Annotated in this window: 18 protein-coding genes and 1 other RNA gene; 5 read left to right on the plus strand and 14 right to left on the minus strand. The window is 46.7% G+C overall.

Translation table 11 applies throughout. The features are described from left to right. The first annotated feature begins 1 nt into the window (after nt 1). Entirely contained in the window at nt 2-688 is a 687-nt protein-coding gene (gene truB, locus GFS24_RS13660; protein ID WP_153660105.1) for a tRNA pseudouridine(55) synthase TruB, read from the plus strand. Here truB and GFS24_RS13665 read toward each other — a convergent pair. Continuing rightward, on the minus strand, nt 676-3,099 hold the full coding sequence (locus tag GFS24_RS13665; protein WP_153660106.1) for a BamA/TamA family outer membrane protein: 2,424 nt from the start codon (nt 3,097-3,099) through the stop codon (nt 676-678). The two genes, truB and GFS24_RS13665, sit on opposite strands and share 13 nt — an antisense overlap. Before the next feature lie 85 nt (nt 3,100-3,184). Between GFS24_RS13665 and GFS24_RS29325 the strand changes: the two genes are divergently transcribed. After that, nucleotides 3,185-3,913, plus strand: a complete 729-nt coding sequence (locus GFS24_RS29325; RefSeq protein ID WP_153660107.1) for an RNA methyltransferase — start codon at nt 3,185-3,187, stop codon at nt 3,911-3,913. Here the strand turns inward: GFS24_RS29325 and GFS24_RS13675 are convergent. After that, nucleotides 3,906-5,126: an ABC transporter permease gene (locus GFS24_RS13675; protein WP_153660108.1), complete on the minus strand. Its 1,221-nt coding sequence runs from the start codon at nt 5,124-5,126 to the stop codon at nt 3,906-3,908. The genes GFS24_RS29325 and GFS24_RS13675 overlap by 8 nt on opposite strands. 35 nt (nt 5,127-5,161) lie before the next feature. Between GFS24_RS13675 and GFS24_RS13680 the strand changes: the two genes are divergently transcribed. Next, nucleotides 5,162-6,448, plus strand: a complete 1,287-nt coding sequence (locus GFS24_RS13680; RefSeq protein WP_153660109.1) for a DUF5103 domain-containing protein — start codon at nt 5,162-5,164, stop codon at nt 6,446-6,448. A 25-nt stretch (nt 6,449-6,473) separates the two neighbouring features. On the opposite strand, the gene GFS24_RS13685 is transcribed toward GFS24_RS13680, so the two are convergent. The 6 genes from GFS24_RS13685 to GFS24_RS13710 form a co-directional block, all read right to left on the minus strand. Next, nucleotides 6,474-7,805, minus strand: coding sequence for an NAD(P)/FAD-dependent oxidoreductase (locus GFS24_RS13685; protein ID WP_153660110.1), 1,332 nt, complete (start codon nt 7,803-7,805; stop codon nt 6,474-6,476). A 172-nt stretch (nt 7,806-7,977) separates the two neighbouring features. Beyond that, the gene (locus GFS24_RS13690) at nt 7,978-8,685 is read right to left on the minus strand and encodes an MIP/aquaporin family protein (protein ID WP_153660111.1); all 708 of its coding nucleotides are present in this window, start codon (nt 8,683-8,685) and stop codon (nt 7,978-7,980) included. Between the two features lie 23 nt (nt 8,686-8,708). Further along, the gene (gene glpK, locus GFS24_RS13695; protein WP_153660112.1) at nt 8,709-10,205 is read right to left on the minus strand and encodes a glycerol kinase GlpK; all 1,497 of its coding nucleotides are present in this window, start codon (nt 10,203-10,205) and stop codon (nt 8,709-8,711) included. Nucleotides 10,206-10,892: 687 nt separating this feature from the next. Beyond that, the gene (fsa, locus tag GFS24_RS13700; RefSeq protein WP_153660113.1) at nt 10,893-11,543 is read right to left on the minus strand and encodes a fructose-6-phosphate aldolase; all 651 of its coding nucleotides are present in this window, start codon (nt 11,541-11,543) and stop codon (nt 10,893-10,895) included. Between the two features lie 142 nt (nt 11,544-11,685). Further along, an RNA gene (gene ffs / locus GFS24_RS13705) (signal recognition particle sRNA small type) lies at nt 11,686-11,785 on the minus strand. Nucleotides 11,786-11,866: 81 nt separating this feature from the next. Then, the gene (locus GFS24_RS13710; protein WP_153660114.1) at nt 11,867-12,568 is read right to left on the minus strand and encodes a hypothetical protein; all 702 of its coding nucleotides are present in this window, start codon (nt 12,566-12,568) and stop codon (nt 11,867-11,869) included. A 96-nt stretch (nt 12,569-12,664) separates the two neighbouring features. Here GFS24_RS13710 and GFS24_RS13715 point away from each other — a divergent pair, with 96 nt between their 5' ends. After that, nucleotides 12,665-13,468, plus strand: coding sequence for a bifunctional 2-polyprenyl-6-hydroxyphenol methylase/3-demethylubiquinol 3-O-methyltransferase UbiG (locus GFS24_RS13715; protein ID WP_153660115.1), 804 nt, complete (start codon nt 12,665-12,667; stop codon nt 13,466-13,468). Between the two features lie 285 nt (nt 13,469-13,753). Here GFS24_RS13715 and GFS24_RS13720 read toward each other — a convergent pair whose 3' ends face one another. The 3 genes from GFS24_RS13720 to GFS24_RS13730 all read right to left on the minus strand — a co-directional run bounded on the left by GFS24_RS13720 (nt 13,754) and on the right by GFS24_RS13730 (nt 16,887). Beyond that, complete coding sequence (locus GFS24_RS13720) at nt 13,754-14,488, minus strand: shikimate dehydrogenase (protein ID WP_153660116.1); 735 nt, start codon at nt 14,486-14,488, stop codon at nt 13,754-13,756. A gap of 54 nt (nt 14,489-14,542) precedes the next feature. Beyond that, entirely contained in the window at nt 14,543-15,307 is a 765-nt protein-coding gene (locus GFS24_RS13725; RefSeq protein WP_153660117.1) for a phosphosulfolactate synthase, read from the minus strand. 149 nt (nt 15,308-15,456) lie between these two features. Continuing rightward, on the minus strand, nt 15,457-16,887 hold the full coding sequence (locus tag GFS24_RS13730) for a tetratricopeptide repeat protein (RefSeq protein ID WP_153660118.1): 1,431 nt from the start codon (nt 16,885-16,887) through the stop codon (nt 15,457-15,459). A 148-nt stretch (nt 16,888-17,035) separates the two neighbouring features. On the opposite strand from GFS24_RS13730, the gene GFS24_RS13735 reads away from it, so the two are divergent. Next, nucleotides 17,036-17,440 (plus strand): hypothetical protein, encoded by a 405-nt coding sequence (locus GFS24_RS13735; RefSeq protein ID WP_153660119.1) that lies wholly within the window; start codon nt 17,036-17,038, stop codon nt 17,438-17,440. Between the two features lie 351 nt (nt 17,441-17,791). Here GFS24_RS13735 and GFS24_RS13740 read toward each other — a convergent pair whose 3' ends face one another. The 3 genes from GFS24_RS13740 to pafA form a co-directional block, all read right to left on the minus strand. Then, complete coding sequence (locus GFS24_RS13740; RefSeq protein ID WP_153660120.1) at nt 17,792-18,454, minus strand: hypothetical protein; 663 nt, start codon at nt 18,452-18,454, stop codon at nt 17,792-17,794. 59 nt (nt 18,455-18,513) lie between these two features. Further along, a complete protein-coding gene (locus GFS24_RS13745; RefSeq protein ID WP_153660121.1) occupies nt 18,514-19,287 on the minus strand; it encodes an enoyl-CoA hydratase/isomerase family protein in 774 nt (257 codons plus the stop codon). A gap of 122 nt (nt 19,288-19,409) precedes the next feature. Then, a complete protein-coding gene (pafA, locus tag GFS24_RS13750; protein ID WP_153660122.1) occupies nt 19,410-21,086 on the minus strand; it encodes an alkaline phosphatase PafA in 1,677 nt (558 codons plus the stop codon). Nucleotides 21,087-21,138 lie beyond the last annotated feature (52 nt).

Here is a 21,138-nt window from a genome sequence, read left to right on the forward strand (position 1 = left end):
AATGTCCGAAACAATTAATTACCAGGAAGGTGCCGTACTGTTATTCAACAAACCGCTCACCTGGACCTCCTTTGATGTAGTAAGGAAAGTTAGAAATACCACCAAAGCCAAGATAGGCCATGCCGGCACTTTAGATCCCCTGGCAACAGGTTTGCTGATCTGCTGCACAGGTAAAATGACCAAAAAGATCAATGAATACCAGGCGCAGGAAAAAGAGTACACCGGTACTTTCACACTGGGCGCCACTACGCCTACTTTCGATCTTGAATCTGCACCGGAAAATCAGTTGCCTGTTCCTGCGCTGGACCAGGCCGGATTACAGGCTTTTGCGGACAAGTTCGTTGGCCCTATACAACAACTCCCTCCCATTCATTCCGCCATCAAACAGAATGGTACACCTATTTACCTCCTGGCCCGCAAAGGGGTGGATGTAAAAGTGGAACCCAGGAATATTACTATCTATGCTTTTGAGATCACGGAAGTGGCTTTGCCTGTAGTACATTTCAGGGTGCAGTGCAGTACGGGTACTTATATCCGTTCCCTTGCCAATGATTTTGGTGCAGCCATTGGTTGCGGCGGTTATCTGAGCAGTTTATGCCGTACAAAGATCGGGGCATTTAAACTGGAGGATGCAATGGAAGTAGCAGATTTCATTGAGCAGTATAAACAGGCGCATCAGAACGGGTAACCGATCGCCACATTCCAGATCACATTTTCACGCCGCCAGCGGCTATCTCCCAACGTCCATTCACCAATGTACCAGCCACTGGCATTTTTGGTGGGGTATGGCTTTTTGAGCGGGATACCAAAATCAAAACGGATCAGGAAATAACTAAAATCCACTCTTAAACCGGCGCCGGTGCCAATGGCAATATCCTTATAAAGATTGGCCACCTGGAATTCCGCACCCGGGCGGGAGGTATCTTTCCGCAACATCCAGATATTACCGAAATCCAGGAAGGTAGCGCCTCTCAGGTTCATGCTGCCGCCAAATAAACGGAACAGGTTGAAACGGTATTCCACATTCCCTTCCAGTTTCATATCCCCTGTTTGATCCGGGAAGATCTGCGCTACTCTTGAAGTATCTGTGTAAGAACCAGGACCCAGCGTACGCAAACGCCATGCACGGATACTATTAGGGCCACCGGATGTAAACTGGCGAATGTAGGGCAGTACGCTACTTTGCCCGTAAGGGATGCCCAAACCAGCATAAGCGCGCGTGGCAACGGAGGAACGTTCATAATTCCAGTAGTGCCGGTAATCCAGTTCCAGCCTTACAAACTGGGAAATATTTACTTTGGAAAGTGTTTCCAGGTTTTCTCTTCCGCTGGTCAATGCATGCAGCGCTCCATTTACGCCTTTCAGCCATAATCCTGATTCTTCAAAATTGGCGCGGAAATAAGAGTTCTGTCGTTGATGGAACACATCGTTATTACTGAAAATATAGGAAACAGCTTCTCCTCCCACAAAGGCGGGTTCAAAACTCCGCCTGAGATAAGGACTGGTACTCACCACACTGTCCAGGAAAGTGGGTGTGAGCACTACTCCCACATATGTGAAGGTTAATGGTTTTACATTCCAGCGTTTGTAAAGGGATTCATTCCATTCATATCCAAAAGAACCGGTTACGTTCCTGATATTGAACTTATCAATACGCCGGAGGTTATTGAAACCTGCGGAAATACGTGTTTTAGCAGTAGAGCGGTTATTCTGCCGCAAACGGAAAGGCGTCACAAAACGTGGCAGGATGAGATCTGCGGTGATGCCGTATTCCTGTGCCTGCATATCGAACTGGCTATTATTCTTCACTACTTCCACACCTCCTTTCACACTGATATGTAATTCATTGGCAGCGCGGTTCAGGTTGTAATGGCGATAACCAACGGACACGCCGCTACCCACAAAATAATCACTACTGGTAGAGATATCGAAGTTGGTGCTGATCTCCTGCTTTTTCCTGGGCGTCAGTTGAATGTAGGCATCCAGCTTCTGTACCGTATCCGGACTCTCCTTGTAAGTAAGGGTCACAAACTGCCAGAGGTTCAGATCGTACAAACGGTTCACCGTGTTGTTATAGTTCTGGGTAGAATATCTTTCGTTGGAACGTAATTGAATAGCCCGTGAGAGCACCCGCGGACGAATAATATTCTCATAATATTTGATGGTGAGGAAGCGGTTTTGCGTAGTGTGATAATTGGTATCATTCACATTTCCCTGCAGTTTGAAATCAGGGAACACATAGATCTTATCCAGGTAAAAGATCTTGGTAAGATCGCTGGCGGAATCCTCCGGCAGTTTTATTTCCACGTCAATATCCAGCAAGGGCTTCTGATCTGAACTTAATACCGTGGGCATGCTTTCAAAAGGATTCAGCGGATCTACGAAGAGGGATTTATTCAGGGTATCCACTGTAAAGGAGATCAGCTCCCGGTTGAATTTATAATACCCTGCATCGCGGATCAGCCGCATGAGCCTTTCCCGTTCACCATCCAGGTTCCCTGCTTTATAGGCATCGTTGGTTTTTAAGAGGGAGAACTTCAGGTTCTCCTTTACGATCTTGGCGATGGCCGTATCTGGTATGTCGTAATTAATTTTCTTGATAACGAAGTTCTTGCCGGTGTTCACTTCATAATCAACACTTGCTTTCTGCCGTTTGATACTTTCTTTGTAACCTACTGTAGCATAGAAATAACCCTGGTTATTGAGATAGGAAACCATGCGGGAAACAGCTTCTTTTGTTTTCAGGGAATCGTAGATGACAGGCTCCTGGAGATTCCGTTCTGCCAGCATCAGGTTCCAGAACCAGTTGCTTTTCTTCTCGTAATTCTTTTGATTGTACAGCCACACTTTTAAGCGGGTGCCCAGTAATTTCTGGTTGGGCTGTTGCAGCATCAGGGATTTGGAGGAAAGATCGTTCTTCAGGTCCGTTTTCTCATTCCCACTCAGCGTACCGGTGATATTCACATCTGTACTGGTGAGCAGGTTCTGATCTTTTTGTAAATACCGGGTGTTGGAGCAAGCACTCAATAACCCGCATACCATCAGCAACACAGCCAGGCGAGGCATCTTCACGTATGACGGGTATGTACTTCTCTTCAAAATATTGAAAATTAACGGGTATTGATACTTCCCGAAACTACGGGGCTGCTTGGCTGAATGCCGGAATTCTTGTAGGTTTGATCCTATGTTTTCAAAGGCGCAAATTAAATATATTCAATCATTACAGCACAAAAAATACAGGCAAAAATTTGGCCAGTTTGTGGCAGAGGGAGATAAGATCGTGCAGGAACTGTTGCAGGGCTCTTATGGTGTAAAAGCCGTATATGCTACCAAAGCATGGCTGGAAGCGCATGGAAACGTTACTGGCATTGAAGTGCTGGAGGTGGATGAAGCCGGACTCAAACAGATCTCTTCTCTTTCCACCCCCAACCAGGCGGTGGCGCTGGTGGACATTCCAACTTTGCCCCCACCCGTTCTGAAAGGCAATATCACATTGGCCCTGGAAGCCATCCGTGACCCCGGCAATATGGGTACCATTATTCGTATAGCCGATTGGTTTGGGATCCGCCAGATCATCTGCTCACCGGATTGTGTGGATGCTTACAACGCCAAAACCATCCAGGCCACCATGGGCAGCATCATGCGCGTACCGGTGATAGAGATGGAGCTCCCGGCATTACTGAAAACACCCGGCCAGATAGCCAGCTATGCTGCCACCCTCTATGGACACAATATTGTTGACACCAAAAAGCTCAGTGAAGGTATTATCCTGATCGGCAATGAATCCCGCGGGCTGAGTGAGGAGATCGTGCAGCTGAGCAGCCACCAGATCACCATCCCAAGGATAGGGCAGGCAGAATCTTTGAATGCTGCAGTAGCCACAGGTATTATCTGCGGCCGCTTACTTATTTGAACTGGATCGCTTTTACCGGCATAATGCGCTGGATCAGTAAAGAAGGAATGGTGAGGATGGCTAAGCAAATACCTAAGGTAAGGCCATTGATCATCAGTACTTTCCACCATTGAATGGCAATTGGCGCCACGGTCATGTAATAAGATTCTTCCGGTAATTTGAAGAAACCTGTATACTGCTGCAGCAAGGCCAGGCCAATACCCAACACATTCCCGATGAAGATCCCGGCCAGTACGATATACCCTGCCTGGAAAATGAACACGTTCTGTATGGAGGAGTTCCGCATGCCCAGGGCTTTGAGGATACCTACCATGTTAGTCCGTTCCAGGATCAGGATGAGGATAGCCGTGACCATGTTAATAACAGCCACAATGGTCATTATCACCAGGATAATGGCTTCGTTCTTATTCTGTAACCCCAGCCAGTCGAAGATATTAGGATACACTTCTTCCATGCTGCGAATATTTAATTCGTCGGACATCATTTCACCGATAGCGCTGCGGGCACTGTCTATTTCCCGGTAATCTTTCAGATACACTTCGTATCCTCCTATTTCTTTTGCCTCCCAGTCGTTCAGCCTGCGGATCAGGTCAATATCCCCGATGAGGTAAGCTTTATCGTATTCTTCTATGCCGGTTTTGTAAATGCCGCAGATGGTGAGTTTCCTGGCGCGGGGGGGCAAACCGTCTCCCCTTACAAAGTACACCACTACCGCATCGTTGAGTTTTAACTGTAACAGGGCCGCAGTGTTGGCAGATACAATGATCTCAGGCGCATACCCGCTGTCCGGGAAATTGATATTGCGGCCTTCTGTGATGAAAGGCAGCTTATTATCCCGGTCTATGCCTTTAAAGATCATGCCTTCTGTTTCCCTGTCTTTTTTAATGATCACGGATTTGGTGGCAAAATCATTGATGGCGGTAACATCCGGAAGCGCGCGGATATTGGCTTCCAGCACAGGATCTGCAGTAAAAGGAATTTGTTCTGTTAAAGGACCAGCATTGGCCTGATATTGGGTGATATGCATATGCCCCCAGAAACTGAAGATCTTTTCAGAGATCTTCTCCTGGAAGCCATTGATCATTGCCGTAGCCAGGATCATAACGGCCACACTGAACGCCGTAGCGATCATGGCTATGTTGATGATGAATTTTGAAAAGGAAGAAAACCGGTTAAAGGCGATCCTCCGGGCAATGAACATGGATATGCGCATGGCGCTAATTTAATGGAATATTGTAAATTACAGTTATGAAGAAAGCAGCATCCACATGCTTCACCCTTATTGCGATCCTGACAGGTCTCCACCTGAGCGCGCAGGAAAACAAGATCACACCGGATCATGTTTACCATCAGAACATCAGAACGGTAAAGCTAACCCGTAGCGGCGACCCGGTTAGTTTACCCCTGATCACACTCAACAGTAGTGAAACACTTGACCTGAACTTTGATGATCTTCAGTACGAAGTTAAAAGTTATTACTATACTTTGATATTATGTAATGCGGACTGGACGCCAGTACGAATGAATTCCATCGAATACCTGCGTGGATTTTCAGAGAACCAGATCCGGGATTACCGTTTTTCCAGTGTGGCATTACAGAAGTATGTGCATTACCAGGTAACGATCCCTAACAATAATTGCAAGCCTGTTAAGTCCGGCAATTATTTGCTGAAAGTGTACCTGGACAGTGATACGAACAAACTGGCCTTTACCCGCCGGATGATGGTGCTGGACAATAAAGCCAATGTAGGCGGCTACATTTCCCAACCCATCAATCCTAAAGTATTCAGAACGGCGCAGAAGGTAAATGTGTCCATCAATACAAAAGGGCTGAACCTTCCCAATCCTTTTGATCAGTTAAAAGTGGTGATACAGCAGAACTTCCGCTGGGATAATGCCATTACCGGCATCAAGCCACAATTCATTAAAGGGGATGTGCTGGAGTATAATGCAGAACAGAATATTATTTTCCCCGGCATGAAGGAATGGCGCTGGATAGATCTGCGCAGCTTCCGCCTGCAAACGGAAAGAGTAGAGAAAACGGATTATCAGCGTACAGGCACAACCGTATTTGCCATGCCTGATTTCCCCCGCGACAACCAGGTGTACCAGTATATCAAAGATATCAACGGACGTTATTTCCCCGCCACCATTGATGATTACAATCCCAACTTTGAAGGAGATTATGCGCGGGTGAACTTTGTATTCCCTGCCAAGGAACCTTATGCAGGATATGATATGTACATCTTCGGCGAGCTAACGGATTATGAATGTAACACCGCCAATAAGCTCACCTACAATGGTGCCCGCCAGGCTTACGAAGGAGCACTCTTCCTTAAGCAGGGTTTCTACAACTACGTGTACGGGCTTATAGACAGGACCAATAATAATCAGTTCAGTACGGAATATACCGAAGGCGATTCCTGGGAAACAGAGAATGTTTACACCGTGCTCGTTTATTACAGGGGACTAGGCGGCCGGTACGATGAACTGATCGGGCAGCTTAACCTGAATTCTTTGCAGAACAGGAGATGATGCTTCTCTGCATACCTCCATCCCGTCAGATATTCGTCGCATTCGTCTGATCCATCGTCTGCCCTAACTTCACAATGTTTGCCGCACCACGTTTAATAATGATCCGTGTTCCACGATCATAGGTGAAGTAACGGTAGAACCAGTTGATGAACACCACCAGTTTATTCCGGAAACCTAAGAGGTTCAATAAATGCACCGCCATCCATGCGATCCAGGCAATGTAACCGCTCAGGCGTACGCCGAAAAATTCTGCTACTGCCCTGTTACGCCCGATGGTAGCCATTGTACCAAGGTCTGTGTATTTAAAAGGTTTCATGGCCTTACCACGCAAACTGTTTTTGATATTCGCTCCTAACTGTGCTCCCTGCTGAATAGCAACCTGTGCCACCATAGGATAACCTTTCGGGAAACGTTCATCATTCAGCATTTGCGCCATATCTCCCAAAGCATAGATATTGGAATATCCTTCCACCAAATTCACATCGTTCACTTTCATCCGGCCGTTAGGCAAAAGGATGCTATCCAGGAAACCTTTCAACGGAAATCCTTTCACACCGGCAGACCATAAGAGGGATTGTGTTTCAATCGTATCTCCGTTACTCAGTGTAAGTGTACTGCCGTTATAATCTTTCACGGCAACGTTCAGCAATACTTTAACGCCTACATGTTCCAGGGCTTTCAATGTATTAAGACTGGATGCTTCAGACATGGCGGCCAATACTTTGGGGCCTGCTTCCACGAGGTAAATGTTCATCAGGTGAAGCGGTAATTCAGGATAATCCTTTGGCAGGATATACTTCCGCAATTCCGCAAAGGCACCGGCTAATTCCACACCGGTTGGGCCACCACCTACCATTACAAAATTCAATTTCCGGCGGATCATTTGTTCATCCTTCAGTAATAAGGATTCTTCAAATTGCTTTAACACGTAGTTACGGATCTGCACGGCTTCTATGAGGGACTTCATACCGATGGCATTTTCTGCGATCTGGCTGTTTCCGAAGAAGTTGGTGTTACTACCAGTGGCAATTACGAGGTAGTTGTATCTGATCTCCCCGATATTGGTTTCCAGGATATTTTCCTCAGAACGTACTGCTTTCACTTCTGCCATGCGGAAGTGCAGGTTCTTCTGGTTCTTGAAAATACCTCTCAGGGGGAAAGCAATGCTATCCGGTTCCAAACCGGCAGTTGCTACCTGGTAAAGTAAAGGTTGAAAAAGATGATAATTATTTCTGTCCAGCAGCACCACTTGTACGGGTGTGTGTTTCAAAGCCTTGGCCAGGTTAATGCCTGCAAATCCACCTCCAACGATCACAACTCTGGGCCTGTCTGATTCCGGAATGTTCGGCTGTATCATGTCATTTTTATTTTCGATATCAAAATTACAAAACTTTCAGTAAAAAATGAAAGATTAGTTGAAGTATTAACATAGCATATGAAGAACAGGATGATAAAACGCACAGAGCTGTGCAATTTTCATGCAAAAAGGGCTGCCTCTTTATTGAGACAGCCCTTTTTTTGGAAGAGTTTTATTTTAAAGCCATGTGCAAACCTGCGGCAAGCAATGCGCCAATTACCGGTCCTACGATAGGTATCCAGGCATATCCCCAGTCGCTGTTCCGCTTATTTGGGATAGGCAGGATAAAATGCGCGATCCTTGGGCCAAGGTCCCTTGCGGGGTTGATGGCATAACCGGTGGGCCCGCCTAAGGAAAGGCCGATGGCCAATACCAGGAGTGCAACCGGCAAGGCATTTACTGCCCCCAGCCCTACTTCAGATTTGGTGATATAAAACACTCCGAAAATAAGGACGAAGGTGCCGATGATCTCTGTAACGAGGTTTGGAATAGTGCTCCGGATGGCCGGGGCTGTGCAGAAACAGGCCAAAATACCGTCTGCATCCGTGGTGGCATCAAAGTGTTGTTTGTAAGCAGCCCATACCAGGCAGGACCCAATAAAGGCCCCGATCAGCTGTGCTGCTATGTATACGGGCACTTGTTCCCAGGGAATACCACCAGCTACCGCCAATGCCAGCGTTACGGCTGAATTGAGGTGAGCGCCGCTGTATGCTCCTACGGTGAATACACCTACAAAAACAGCCATGGCCCAGCCCATCGTGATCACCATCCATCCACCATTCTGGCCTTTACTTTTATTCAATACGCAGTTGGCCACTACCCCGTTCCCTAAAAGAATGAGCAGGGCGGTACCTAAGATTTCTGCCAGGAAAATTGACATCGTTGGTTGTATTAAGGTTAGTATTATTTTTCAGCCCATGCTTTTGCTGCGCGGATGGCGCGTTGCCAGTCCTTTGTGAGCGCAGTTCTTTTTTCTGCATCCATGGAGGGGGTGAATTTTGCGTCTTCCTTCCATTGTTTGCGGATGGTTTCAATGCTGTCCCAGAAACCAATAGCCAGGCCAGCGAGATAAGCTGCGCCGAGTGCGGTGGTTTCTGTTACTTTCGGGCGGATCACCTGGGTTTCCATGATATCTGCCTGGAACTGCATGAGCAGGTTGTTGGCGGTAGCGCCTCCATCTACCCTTAATTCCCGGATCTTCATGCCGGCATCAGATTCCATGGCTTTCAGTACATCCATGGTCTGGTAGGCAATGCTATCCAGTGCTGCGCGGGCAATGTGTGCATCTTTTGTGCCGCGCGTCATACCTACGATGGTGCCGCGGGCATATTGATTCCAGTGTGGCGCACCCAGCCCTGCAAAAGCAGGTACCATGTATACGCCATCTGTATCTTTTACAGAGGCTGCCAATGCTTCCACATCTGCAGAATGGCGGATGATACCTAAACCGTCCCGCAGCCATTGTACAACGGCGCCGCCGATGAAAATGCTGCCTTCCAGGGCATAATGGGTGGTATCACCGATCTTCCAGGCAATGGTGGTGAGGAGGTTGTTGGCGGAAGTGATGGCTTTTTCGCCGGTGTTCAGCATCATGAAACATCCGGTGCCGTAGGTGTTTTTCACCATACCCGGTTCTGTACACATTTGTCCGAACAGGGCTGCCTGCTGATCTCCTGCAATACCGGCAATGGGTATTTTGAAGGGGGTGAGTGTGGCTTCCGTTTCTCCGTATACTTCGCTGGAAGCACGTACTTCCGGGAGCATGGAGGCCGGGATATCCATCAGTTTCAACAGGCTTTCATCCCATGCCTGTGTGTGGATATTATATAACATGGTGCGGGAAGCATTGCTCACATCTGTGACATGCAGTTTCCCCTTGGTGAAATTCCAGATAAGCCAGGTATCTACTGTACCAAATGCGAGTTCTCCTGCATTTGCTTTAGCGCGGGCGCCTTCTACATTGTCCAGGATCCATTTTACTTTGGTACCGGAGAAATAAGCATCTACGATAAGACCGGTTTTGGCGCGGATATCTTCTGCCAGGCCTTGTGCACGCAGCTCGTCGCAGTAAGCGGAGGTGCGCCTGTCCTGCCAAACGATGGCATTGTACAGGGGCTTACCTGTTTTACGATCCCAAACGATAGTGGTTTCCCGTTGGTTGGTGATCCCTATGGCCGCAATCTTATCTCCTGTGGTGCCTGCTTTTGCAATCACCTCTGCAGCTACGCCTGCCTGGGTACTCCAGATCTCATGCGGGTCATGTTCTACCCATCCTGGTTGCGGGTAGATCTGTGTGAATTCTTTCTGCGAAACGGCTACGATATCCCCTGCACGATTGAAGATGATAGCGCGAGAGCTGGTAGTTCCCTGATCCAGGGCCATAATGAATTGTGCTTCCATGCGTTATTGAGTATAGTTTAACGTGGTACCTTGGTTTACGAGGTAGTAAGATACTAGGAATAAATTAAAAGTAAAAAAAATTATCGGGGTGAGGAAAGGAGAGTTATGATGGAGGAAGTGATGATGATTGCATCAACCGGGAGGTGAGCAAAACCTTTTCAACACCTGGGAGCGAAACTTCTCCAACGCTCAGGCAAAGTTTAGGTGAAGGCAGGATGAGTTATACTTAAATTCAAAATAAGTCGTAGATAAGCCGTCTCTTAAAGGGACGGCTTATCTACGACTTATATACGAGTTATATACGGCTTATATACGGGTTATCTTCCTGAAATGAACACAAAAGAGTGGCTTAGGGGGTATTTGTGACTGCGGTTTGGGAGGGGATGTTTTTGTGAAAATGGAGAGACTTGTCAGGTTCCCCGGAGGCTTTTGGAATGGGTAAGACTTCCGGGAGGGGGAAGGGTACTTGGGGGAAATGAAAAGATTGAAGAGGTTTCCGGGAGGCTTTTGGAATGGGTAAGACTTCCGGGAGGGGGAAGGATACTTGGGGGAAATGAAAAGATTGAAGAGGTTCCCCGGAGGCTTTCGGAATGAGTAAGACTTCCGGGAGGTTTCAGGAATCGACGGAAACAAAAAAAGGGAAGCCGTTCTGGCTCCCCTTTCATAAAAGTATGTTCGTAATGGATACTACATTTTCTTAGCATCTTCCAGGAACTTGGCGAGGCCAATGTCCGTGAGGGGGTGCTTCAGCAATCCGAGGATGGAATCCAGCGGACAGGTGCATACATCAGCGCCGTTTTCTGCACATTTCACAATGTGGAGGGCGTTACGGATAGATGCTGCGAGGATCTCTGTTTTAAAACCCTGAATGCTGTAGATCTGTGCGATCTGAGCAATCAGTTCTACGCCATCCCAGCTGCTGTCGTCAATACGACCGATGAAAGGAGATACGTAGGCTGCACCGGCTTTAGCTGCCAGGATAGCCTGACCAGCGGAGAACACCAGGGTACAGTTGGTACGGATACCGTTATCTGTAAACCATTTGATGGCTTTAACACCGTCTTTGATCATAGGCACTTTCACCACGATGTTCGGGTGAATGGCAGCCAGTTTCTTACCTTCTTCCACGATTGTGGCGAAGTCTGTAGATAATACCTCTGCACTTACATCGCCTTCCACGATCTCGCAAATGGCTTCATAGTGCTTAATGATGGCAGCCTCGCCCTTGATCCCTTCCTTAGCCATGAGCGTAGGATTGGTTGTTACGCCGTCCAAAATACCTAAGTCGTTTGCTTCCTGGATCTGTGCAAGGTTTGCTGTATCAATGAAGAATTTCATAAAGTGATATTAATGATTTGATAGTTTAGGTTTCAATATATGCATTTGTTCTCTGTTCCGAAATGTGTTCCGGGCAATTTCAACAAACCATCAAACTAATTTCGGAAATATGAGGAGAGAACTATCTGCCAAGAGGAAAAAAAAATGGCAAGTTACTTATATCGCACCGCTTCAACCGCCTACCCTTGCTACATTCCTGTCCTGGGGGAGTTCAGCAGGAGCTGGTCGTATAAGACTTGCCATTGCAAAGGTAATTGAAGGTGAGGTAATATGCAAATTAAATTGAGGTTGGGTTTATTTTTAATTGCTTTTATAAATCTCCCTTACTCATTCTTCTTCTTTTTAGCGGGCTTCTTAAACACATCCTTTTCATTCTCTATGAACCCTGTCTGGTCCTCGGGGCCCTGCTTTACCGGAATAGCTGAAGATGCATTGATCTCTGCATTACCGCGGTACACCGCTCTAACAGCAATCGTTTTTGTGATACTGTCTGTAGCAGGAATTAACAGGTCCTGCCCTATTATCTGGCCGGTATTGGTGTATAAACGCACTTTTGCCGTATCCAGCGGATAGATCTTTCCGGTGTTGTAAATACCTTCCACATTCAGGTAGAAATGCAGGCCACGCTTCAGGCTGTCTGCATAATGATGAAAGCGGATACCCGTCAGATATGGGAGTTGCAGGAATACCTCATGTTGTTTGGAAGGGTTCTCCTGCAGGGTTACCAACAGTTTGATACGGTAGTTATCCGGGCGGATCCTGTTCCTGTTAAAATGCAGGGTGCCGTTGTTGCATTCACCGTCAGGAGATTCCACCTTGATCTGGCTCCAGCGGTAATCTCCTTTGAGCAGTCCGGTGGTACTGCGTTTGCTGCTATCTGCATAGGTGATCTCCAACCCTATCGGGGTGGTGCTGTACAACTCTGCCACAGCGCCGGAATCAAATGCAGCACGGATGCTGACCACTTCCTTTTGCTGTGCCATGGCGGACGCCGTACATAATATCAATATCAACGTTCTCAACATACACTTCATGGGCTAAAACCATTCCAAATTTAAGGATTGCAAAAGCAATGCACGACACTTGAAAAAATATTCTATTTTCACGCAATTTTAGAAAGCATGTCATTACCACAACATTCGGATGCCACTTTGCGCTATCAGCAGCAGGTAGAGAATTCCAGGAATTATGTTTTGCCTTTTATTGCCCAGGAGTTTCCGGACATGAAAGGACTGCGCGTGATGGAGATCGGCTGCGGCGAAGGCGGTGTACTTACCCCTTTCCTGGAGCAGGGTGCTCAGTGCGTAGGTGTTGATCTTTTCCCGGAAAGGATTGAACTGGCGAAAGGGTTCCTGGGAAATTATGTGGCCAGCGGCCAGTTGCAGCTGATTGCCAAGAACATTTATGATGTGGATTTCTTCGGCGAGTTCCAGCATGCTTTTGACCTGATCATCCTCAAAGATGCCATTGAACATATTCCTCAACAGGATAAACTGATCGAATACCTGAAAACATTGCTCAATCCGCGTGGGCAGGTGTACTTTGGTTTTCCTCCCTGGTATATGCCGCATGGGGGGCATCAGCAGATCTGCCACAGTAAGGTGCTGAGTTTCCTGCCTTATATCCATTTGCTGCCAAGACCGCTGTACCGTGGTTTGCTGAAAGCATTTGGTGAACATGAGAATACGATCAAAGAGTTAATGGAACTGGTGGATACGGGTATCTCTATTGAGCGGTTTGAGAAGATATCTGCGGCTTCTGGTTATGATATCACACGCAGAAAATATTACCTGATCAATCCTATCTATAAATACAAATTCAATCTCAAACCAAGAGAGCAGTTTGGCTGGATGAAGGGGATCCCTTTTGTAAGGAATTTCTTTACTACTTGCATGTATTACCTGATTAAGCCTAAGAGCGTATAGTGCTGCGAGGGCTTTTTATTAGTTAATTCGGTGAGGGAAGGCTGGTTTTCTTTTTATTAGTTAATTCTTTTCAAACTGGCTAAGAGCGTATAGTGCTGTGAGGGTGGCTGTTTTTTATTGGTTAATTCGGTGCGAGTTTTCTTTTTATTAGCTAATTCTTTTCAAACTGGCTGCGGGAAGGCTGGTTCTTTTTGTTAGCCAATTCGCTTCAAAACCAGCAGAATAAAGAACAAACCGTACAAGTGTGCGACGCAACGGATGTTCAATTAATAATCAACCGCCGGCTCAACGAGCATTCCATATCTCCCAGGAAGCCTCTGCCTGCAGAATAAGCATTTCGTGCCCATTCTTTACAGCAGCCCCTTGCGCAGCGCCGTTCTGCATGAATTGCGTTTCTGCGGGATTGTAGATCAGATCGTAGAGTAAATGTTGCGGAGTAATGAACTGGTAAGGAATAGGAGGCGCTTCCGTTACATTGGGATACATGCCAACGGGCGTGGTATTGATGATGAGCGTATGTTCCTGGATAATATCTTTATTCAGTGCTTCGTAAGTGATCGTGTCTGTAAAATATTTTCTGCTCACTTCTGTATAAGCTATTCCTAACTGCTGCAGGCTGAACTTCACTGCCTTGGCGGCTCCACCGGCACCCAATATCAACGCTTTGGTATGCTGCGGCTGCAACAATGGCTCCAGGGAACGCTGGAAACCTATTACATCTGTATTATGTCCGGTTAACTTATTTCCCTGTTTGCGGATGCAATTCACCGCGCCAATGGTTTTGGCGGCTTCACTGAAATCATCCAGGTAAGGGATCACTTCCTGTTTGTAAGGTATGGTTACGTTGAGGCCTTCCAGTTGCGGGTGTTGCTTCCAGAGACCGGAAAACTGTGTGATATCCGGGATAGGGAAGTTTTCATACGTGCAATCGGAAATACCTTCCTGCGAGAACTTATCAGCGAAGAAACCTTTGGAAAAGGAATGAGAGAGCGGGAAACCAATAAGGCCGAATAAACGCATAATGATGTATATACGAATACGGATTGCCTTTGCAGGCAATCCGTACCTATTGTGCTATTCTTTATCTAAAAAGAGATGGAAGGTGTCTCCACGGAGACCTACGCGCATAGCTTCCAGGGGAATGACCTCATTGGGGGCCAGGTTACCGAGGTTGGCGTTGCAACCTACGAGTTCCAGGAAATACAATTGCTGATCTTTCTGCGGCGCTTCCCAGATGATCTTTTCTGCGGGGATCTGGGTGAGGATCTCCTGCACCAGGCCTTCCCGTACTTCTCCCGAACCGCGGTAGATACCTACGTTACCGCCTTCGCGGGCTTCTGCTATCACATAGGTGGCGCCGGCTTCCAATTCTGCGCGCATCAGCTCAATCCACTTATAAGGAGGAATGATGTGCTCTGCATCTTTGGAACCTACTTCGCTGAGTACCAGGCCATGTTTGGTGAGTTGCTCGATGTAACCGCACTTTTCCGCGTGGGGAATAGTGATGGAACCATCGGATACTTCCATCCAGTTGATACCGTAATCCTTTATCAGCTTTACATAATCATCAAACTGGTTACGGATCAGGAAGGCTTCAAACAGCGTGCCGCCAAAATATACCGGAATGTCAGCCGCCTGGTACAATTCAATCTTTGCACGCAGGTTAGGCGTTACGAACGATGTACCAAATCCCAACTTCACAACGTCTACATGTGGTGATGCTGCTGATATAAAATGCCTTGCTTCTTCTACACTCAAGCCTTTGTCCATTACCATGGTTAACCCATATGTACGGGGGCGGGTGGTCCTTTCAGGAATTTGCGTCAGATTAAAATTCATTTTTCACGATTTTATTCTTCTTAATGGTCATTCACCAAACGTTCATTGCGTAGCTATGCCTATTGGTTTGTTGGCTTTCAAAATGATGATCAAATTATAAAACCGCGGCAAAAATAAGAAGTAATATAATAAGAGAGGTAAAAAATGCCTTATCGTTTCCGGCGATACCTGGCAATCAACTCTACCACGCTGGTATGCTGCAGGATAGATGGGTCCAGCTCAGCGATCTTTTTGAATTGCCTTGGGTGCAGCTGCAGGGCGGTTTCCAGCTGGATCAGGCCTTCTTTGGTCCTGCCCATAGATACGAGTATCACCGCTTTATAGTACAGGAATACGGGCTTGCGGCCGATCTTGCCTTCTGCAATTTCCAGCTGGGCATACGCTTCTTCCACATGCCCCACGAGGTATAGGCCACGGATCAGCTCTTTCCAGGCAGATGCACTGCCGGGGCGGATCCTTACGGCGTTGAGGAAATATACCAGGGCTTCTTTGTCACTCCCGATCTGGAGTAAACACTGGCCGAGGGTGATATTGTATTCCAGGTTCTGCTTATTCAGGCGAATAGCAGACTGGAGGGATTTTATGGCGTTCTCCCAGTTCTCTTCGGTCATGTACGCCTTGGCTATCTTGAGATAGAGCTTATCGTCGTTAGGACTGAGATGGGAGGCTTTGCGGTAGTAATAGCGGGCCTGTGTGAACTTGCGCATCTTTTCATAGCAGTGGCCGATGGCTTCGTAGATCACGTCCTCGGGTTTGGCTACTTCCAGGTGTTTCTGCAATACTTCGATGGCTTCGTTGAACTTACGCAGATGGATATACGCATCGCCCATGTTGCGGTAGGCATAGTCGAAACGCTCGTCTATCACTACGGCATACTGGTAGGCATCTACTGCTTTTTCATAGAGCTTCAGGCCCTGGTAGGCCGTTCCCAGGTTGAACCAGGCCAGCTGGTTATAGGGATGCTCATTGATAATGCTGGTATGCAGGCGGATGCTTTCTTCATTGCGGCCGGTGAACTCCGTCCAGAAGCAGATCTTGTGTAATGCTTCTTCGTTGGTGGGATCAAATTCCAACAACATCTTCAGGCAGTCGAACACCTTTTCGAACTCTTCCCAGTCGTCATACACATCTGCCAGTTCCAGGAGCAGGTCTGTGCGGTCTTCCCCGTCGAACACTTTGATCTGTTCTTCGAGTAATTTCGCGGCCTTTTCGTGCTGGTTCATGGCCAGGTATACGTCTGTTTTGAGAATATAAAGATTGATATCGTTACTATCCAATACGGCGGCTTTTTCCAGCAGCTGCAAGGCTTCACGGTACTTTTTGGTTTCAATTAATAAAGCGGATTTCTTGAGGAGCAGTGCGGAAGAAAAGGGGAACTGCTCTATAGCGATCTCGACGGCTTGCATGGCATTGTTGAGTTCGTCATGCTCGTCATAATAGTCGATGATCTGTTCGAAAGAATCCTCGTCCAGAAAGGAGTGAGAACGCCCTTCTTTTAGATTTTCAAATTGCTGAAGCAAGTCCCTTAAATCTTCAAAATCCTCGTTAAACTCGTTAAATGATGGGAAATCGTGATTCATTAACGTAAATATAGGTGAAATTCGATCTGCCACCAAACCCGCCCAGCCTACCGTTTGTGTATATTTTTTAACATTTTATTAAGATAAAGGGTATCTTTACCTTAAGATAACGTTATGATAGATAGAAAATTCGTATATTTGTGGTACAATGAAGAAGATAAATAACATAATTAGCACGTTCTCATTGTCTTGCCTCATGGTGAGTGCTTTATTCATGGTTGCACTTAACGTACAAGCCAATGACTTAGGCGGTAACTTCGATAATAACGACGACAAGGTTGTAAAAAAGACCGAAACTAAATACAATCTCACCGCCATGCCCAAGACAAATCTGAGCCTCGATGCCGGATTCACTGCGAGTGGTATCCTGAGGACGGATTTTAAACTGAGCTCTGACAATACTGTGAATGTAAGATCTGTAGTGACTTACAAGCGAGGTAATGTTACCTATATAGTTCCTTACATCGTGCAGGCGCCGCCATTGCAAAATGTGTCGCCCCAGCATTATCATCAAGTGCAGGTGCAGGTTAAACTGCCCTTCAGGAAGAATTAAGGACAATTTGAAAAGAGATTTTACAAAGGAAGGCTGTTCGTGAGAACGGCCTTTTTTGTTTGGGGGGGTTGGAAAGCAAAGCTTATTTGAAATTGCGTAAAAGGCCGTTCTTGCGAACGGCCTTTTACGTTGGGGGTTTTCCCAAAAGGAAAAGGCTGTGGACAGCCTTTTGTGTTGGGTTTTCTCATAAAGAAAGAAACCTCTCTTTGCATTGGGGAACTTATAAAAGAGAAAAGCCATTCTTGCGGGTTTTCTCATAAAAGAAAGAAACCTCTCTTTGCACTTGGGGTTACGTTTAAAAAGCAAAAGGCCATCCCTGCGGATAGCCTTCTTTATATCTTGCGGGTCTCTTTACCCCCTGATCTTCTTCAACTCATCCTGGGTAATTTCCTTATACCCCTTCGGCTCATCAAAAGTAGAAGCCGGCACCGGGCTAAGGTCCACCTTCGTGGCCACTGCCCTCATTTTAGAACCTGCCTTAATGATGATCTCAAACTCCAGCGGAATCCCTTTCAGGTTCATAAAACGGCGGTTGTAAAATCTGTTCTCCGGCAGGATGTCCATCGTGTAGAACACATCAAACGTAGTACCGTCCTCATTTTTACCAATTGCTTTACGGCACTTGTACCCGGCTATTTCCCTCGTTTCATTCTGATCTGTGAACTGGGTACCCTGGTACTTCTTCACATCCTGTTCGTAGCCTTTCTTGTCCGTCCGGATGAGGTATTTATCCCCGTGATTATCCATCAGTGTCACCACTGTTTCGCTCTGCGTATTGATGAGGTAAATGTAATTCACCACATTGAAGTTCATGTCTATACGGCTCTGGTTACCACGGATATACTGTGTCATAGAGCTGCCGGCAAACATAGCCTCCATTTGGAGCTGTTCCGGCGGTAATTCTACTTTATAAGTGATCCGGGCATCCGATATGGTACGTTGTGCCAACAGCGGCGTTGCCAGGCCCGCAATGCAGCCTATCAACAATCCCCCTATTTGTAACAATTTTCGCATAATGGTTCAATTAATTCATAGGTACTAGTGAAAAATCTATGCCAAAGGTGGTAGATCCGCTACCAGTCTGGTTTTAACTTATTCAAAAACGCGCCAATGCCCTTTTGACAATCCGGGTGTTGCCTGGTTTCCGCATTTGTGCGGGCCGCAGCTTCCAGGGCGTCCGGTAAGGGTTTATCCAAAGCCGCATTGACCAGTTGCTTGGTGACTTTCAGGGAGTTAGCGGATGCCTCACTGCATAACTTTTCTGCTAACGCCTGTACTTCCTCTTTAATTGTTTCCGCAGGCATCAGGCCATTAATGAGTCCAAGCTTCACAGCTTCTTCTGCAGGGATTAATTTCCCGGTTAACAGCAGTTCCCGGGCACGGCCCTCTCCTATTTTCCTCACTAAGAACACACTCACCAAAGCAGGCACAAAACCTATCCTTACTTCTGTATAACCAAATTTTGCAGCCGGTACGGAATAACTCAGATCAGCTACAGAAGCCAATCCGCATCCACCGGCAATGGCATCTCCCTCTATCCGGGCAATCACCACCTTTTCCAGCGAATAGATATCCTGCATTAATTGCATCAGCTCTTTTGAGTCAATTAAGTTCTCCTCAAAGCTATTGCGCTGCAACTGTTGCAGATATTCCAGATCTGCACCAGCACAGAATGCTTTTCCATTTCCGGCAAGGATCACCACTTTCACATTTTCATCTGCTTCTGCCTCGGCAAAAGCAGCTCTTAATTCCCTTACTACTTCCCCGTTCAGCGCATTCCGCTTGTCCAGCCGGTCCAGTGTAATGGTGGCAATCCTGTTGCTAATATGGTAGGTAATTCCCCGCATGATCCAAATGTAAGGCAATTATTTTTAACGATTAAACAGTATGTATAACGTATTGTAAATTAAAAGCCTCTGTGGGAAATTACGTTCCAACAGAGGCTCTCTCTTCGTTATTTTACATTGTTTTAGTGTGCTACTTCTTCTATCACTTTTCCTACATTACCATTAGGCATCTGGATGCGCAACATGGCAGCAACAGTAGGGGCTATATCTGTCATGGCAGTTGTCCTATTGGTTTTACCATGGCGTACACCCCATCCCATCCAAACTAACGGAATGTGGGCATCGTATGGGTTCCAGAGACCGTGGGTGGTTCCGGTGTTGCCACCAGCCAGCCAGCCCGGCAGCAGTGTGATCATAATATCTCCGCTGCGTTGTACATTAAAGCCATTGATCATCATAGTTTTAAGCGGTTCCGGCAAGGGCGCAGTGGCCAGTTGATGAAGGTCTACGGCATTGGAAACACCGGGGTACCTGATCGCATTTTTAATGATCCAGTCCTTCACCTGTTCCAGCTTACCTGATTTCTCCAGGCCTGGTATATCCAGGGTGAATTGGTAATTATCCGCAGATATAATGGCTTTCTTAATGCCAAATTCCGTTTCAACGCCTATGTTGAGGGCTTTCATCATGGCGGCATCGCTATAGAAACCAGTTGGCAGCTTATTTTCTTTCAGGAAGCCGGGCACATGTGCTACGCCATGGTCTGCTGTGATGAAGAACAACCATTGGCCTTTCCCCACTTTCTGATCAAGATATTTGAAAAAAGCAGCCAGGTCTTTATCGAGGCGCAGGTAGGTATCTTCTGTTTCCACAGAGTTAGGACCATGCTGGTGGCCTACGTAATCTGTTGAAGATAAACTCACTGCCAGGAAATCCGTGAAGGCGCCTTTACCAAGTTGTTCATTATCCAGTGCTTTCTTTGCAAACTCCAGGGTAAAGGAATTACCAAAAGGAGTAGAAGAAAGGATGCCAAAGCTATTACCCATAGTACCAGCCAGTTCATGCGGGAAAGAGGTATTATTCTGCCCTTTGAACTTTCCTTCATAAGGTTTTTCATCAGCTGTACTCTGCGTATAAGTATTTACAGGATACAGCGTGTTCCATGGCTGAGACAAATATTTAGCAGGCAGTTTCTCGTTATTGAATGCATCAACCCATGCAGGAAGGGCGTTCATATAGTAAGAACTGGTCATGAAATTTCCGGTTGCACCATCATACCAATAAGCAGCATTTGCGCTATGTCCGGCAGGCAAAATAGCCCCGCGGTCCTTGATAGCCACGCCGATTGTTTTATTACGGAAATTCTGCGCGAGGCGAAGTTCATCTGTAATAGTGTTGGTAAGCATGTTCTTAGGACTCATTCTTCCTGCTGCATCACTGCCGCCAATTGCGGTAACTGTCGTATCTTCCGTGCAATACATGGTTTGGCCGGTGGTCCTGTCGTACCAGTTATTACCGATAATTCCATGCAGCGCAGGTACAGACCCGGTATAGGCACAGGTGTGGCCACAGGCAGTGATAGTAGGTGTGTAAGGAATCAGGGTGTTCTCGCAGGAGAAACCTTCATTCAACAGTCGTTTAAACCCGTCATTGCTATAACGGTCATAATAACGGTACAGGAAGTCCCAGCGCATTTGGTCTACTACCATGCCCACCACCAATTTGGGACGGGCAATTCCTTTTGCTGTCTTATTACCATAATTTGGCGGGAAACCGTGGGTAGGCGAAGTGGCTTTTTGGCCAAAAGTTACGGTTGCCGTCAATAGTAATGCGACAGTTAAAAATTTAATACGGCTCATATAAATCATTGATTGTTGCTAATTTACTCTCCGTTAAGACGTGGAAAAATTG

This window comes from Chitinophaga sp. SYP-B3965 (assembly GCF_009647655.1).
Taxonomy (GTDB): Bacteria; Bacteroidota; Bacteroidia; order Chitinophagales; family Chitinophagaceae; genus Chitinophaga.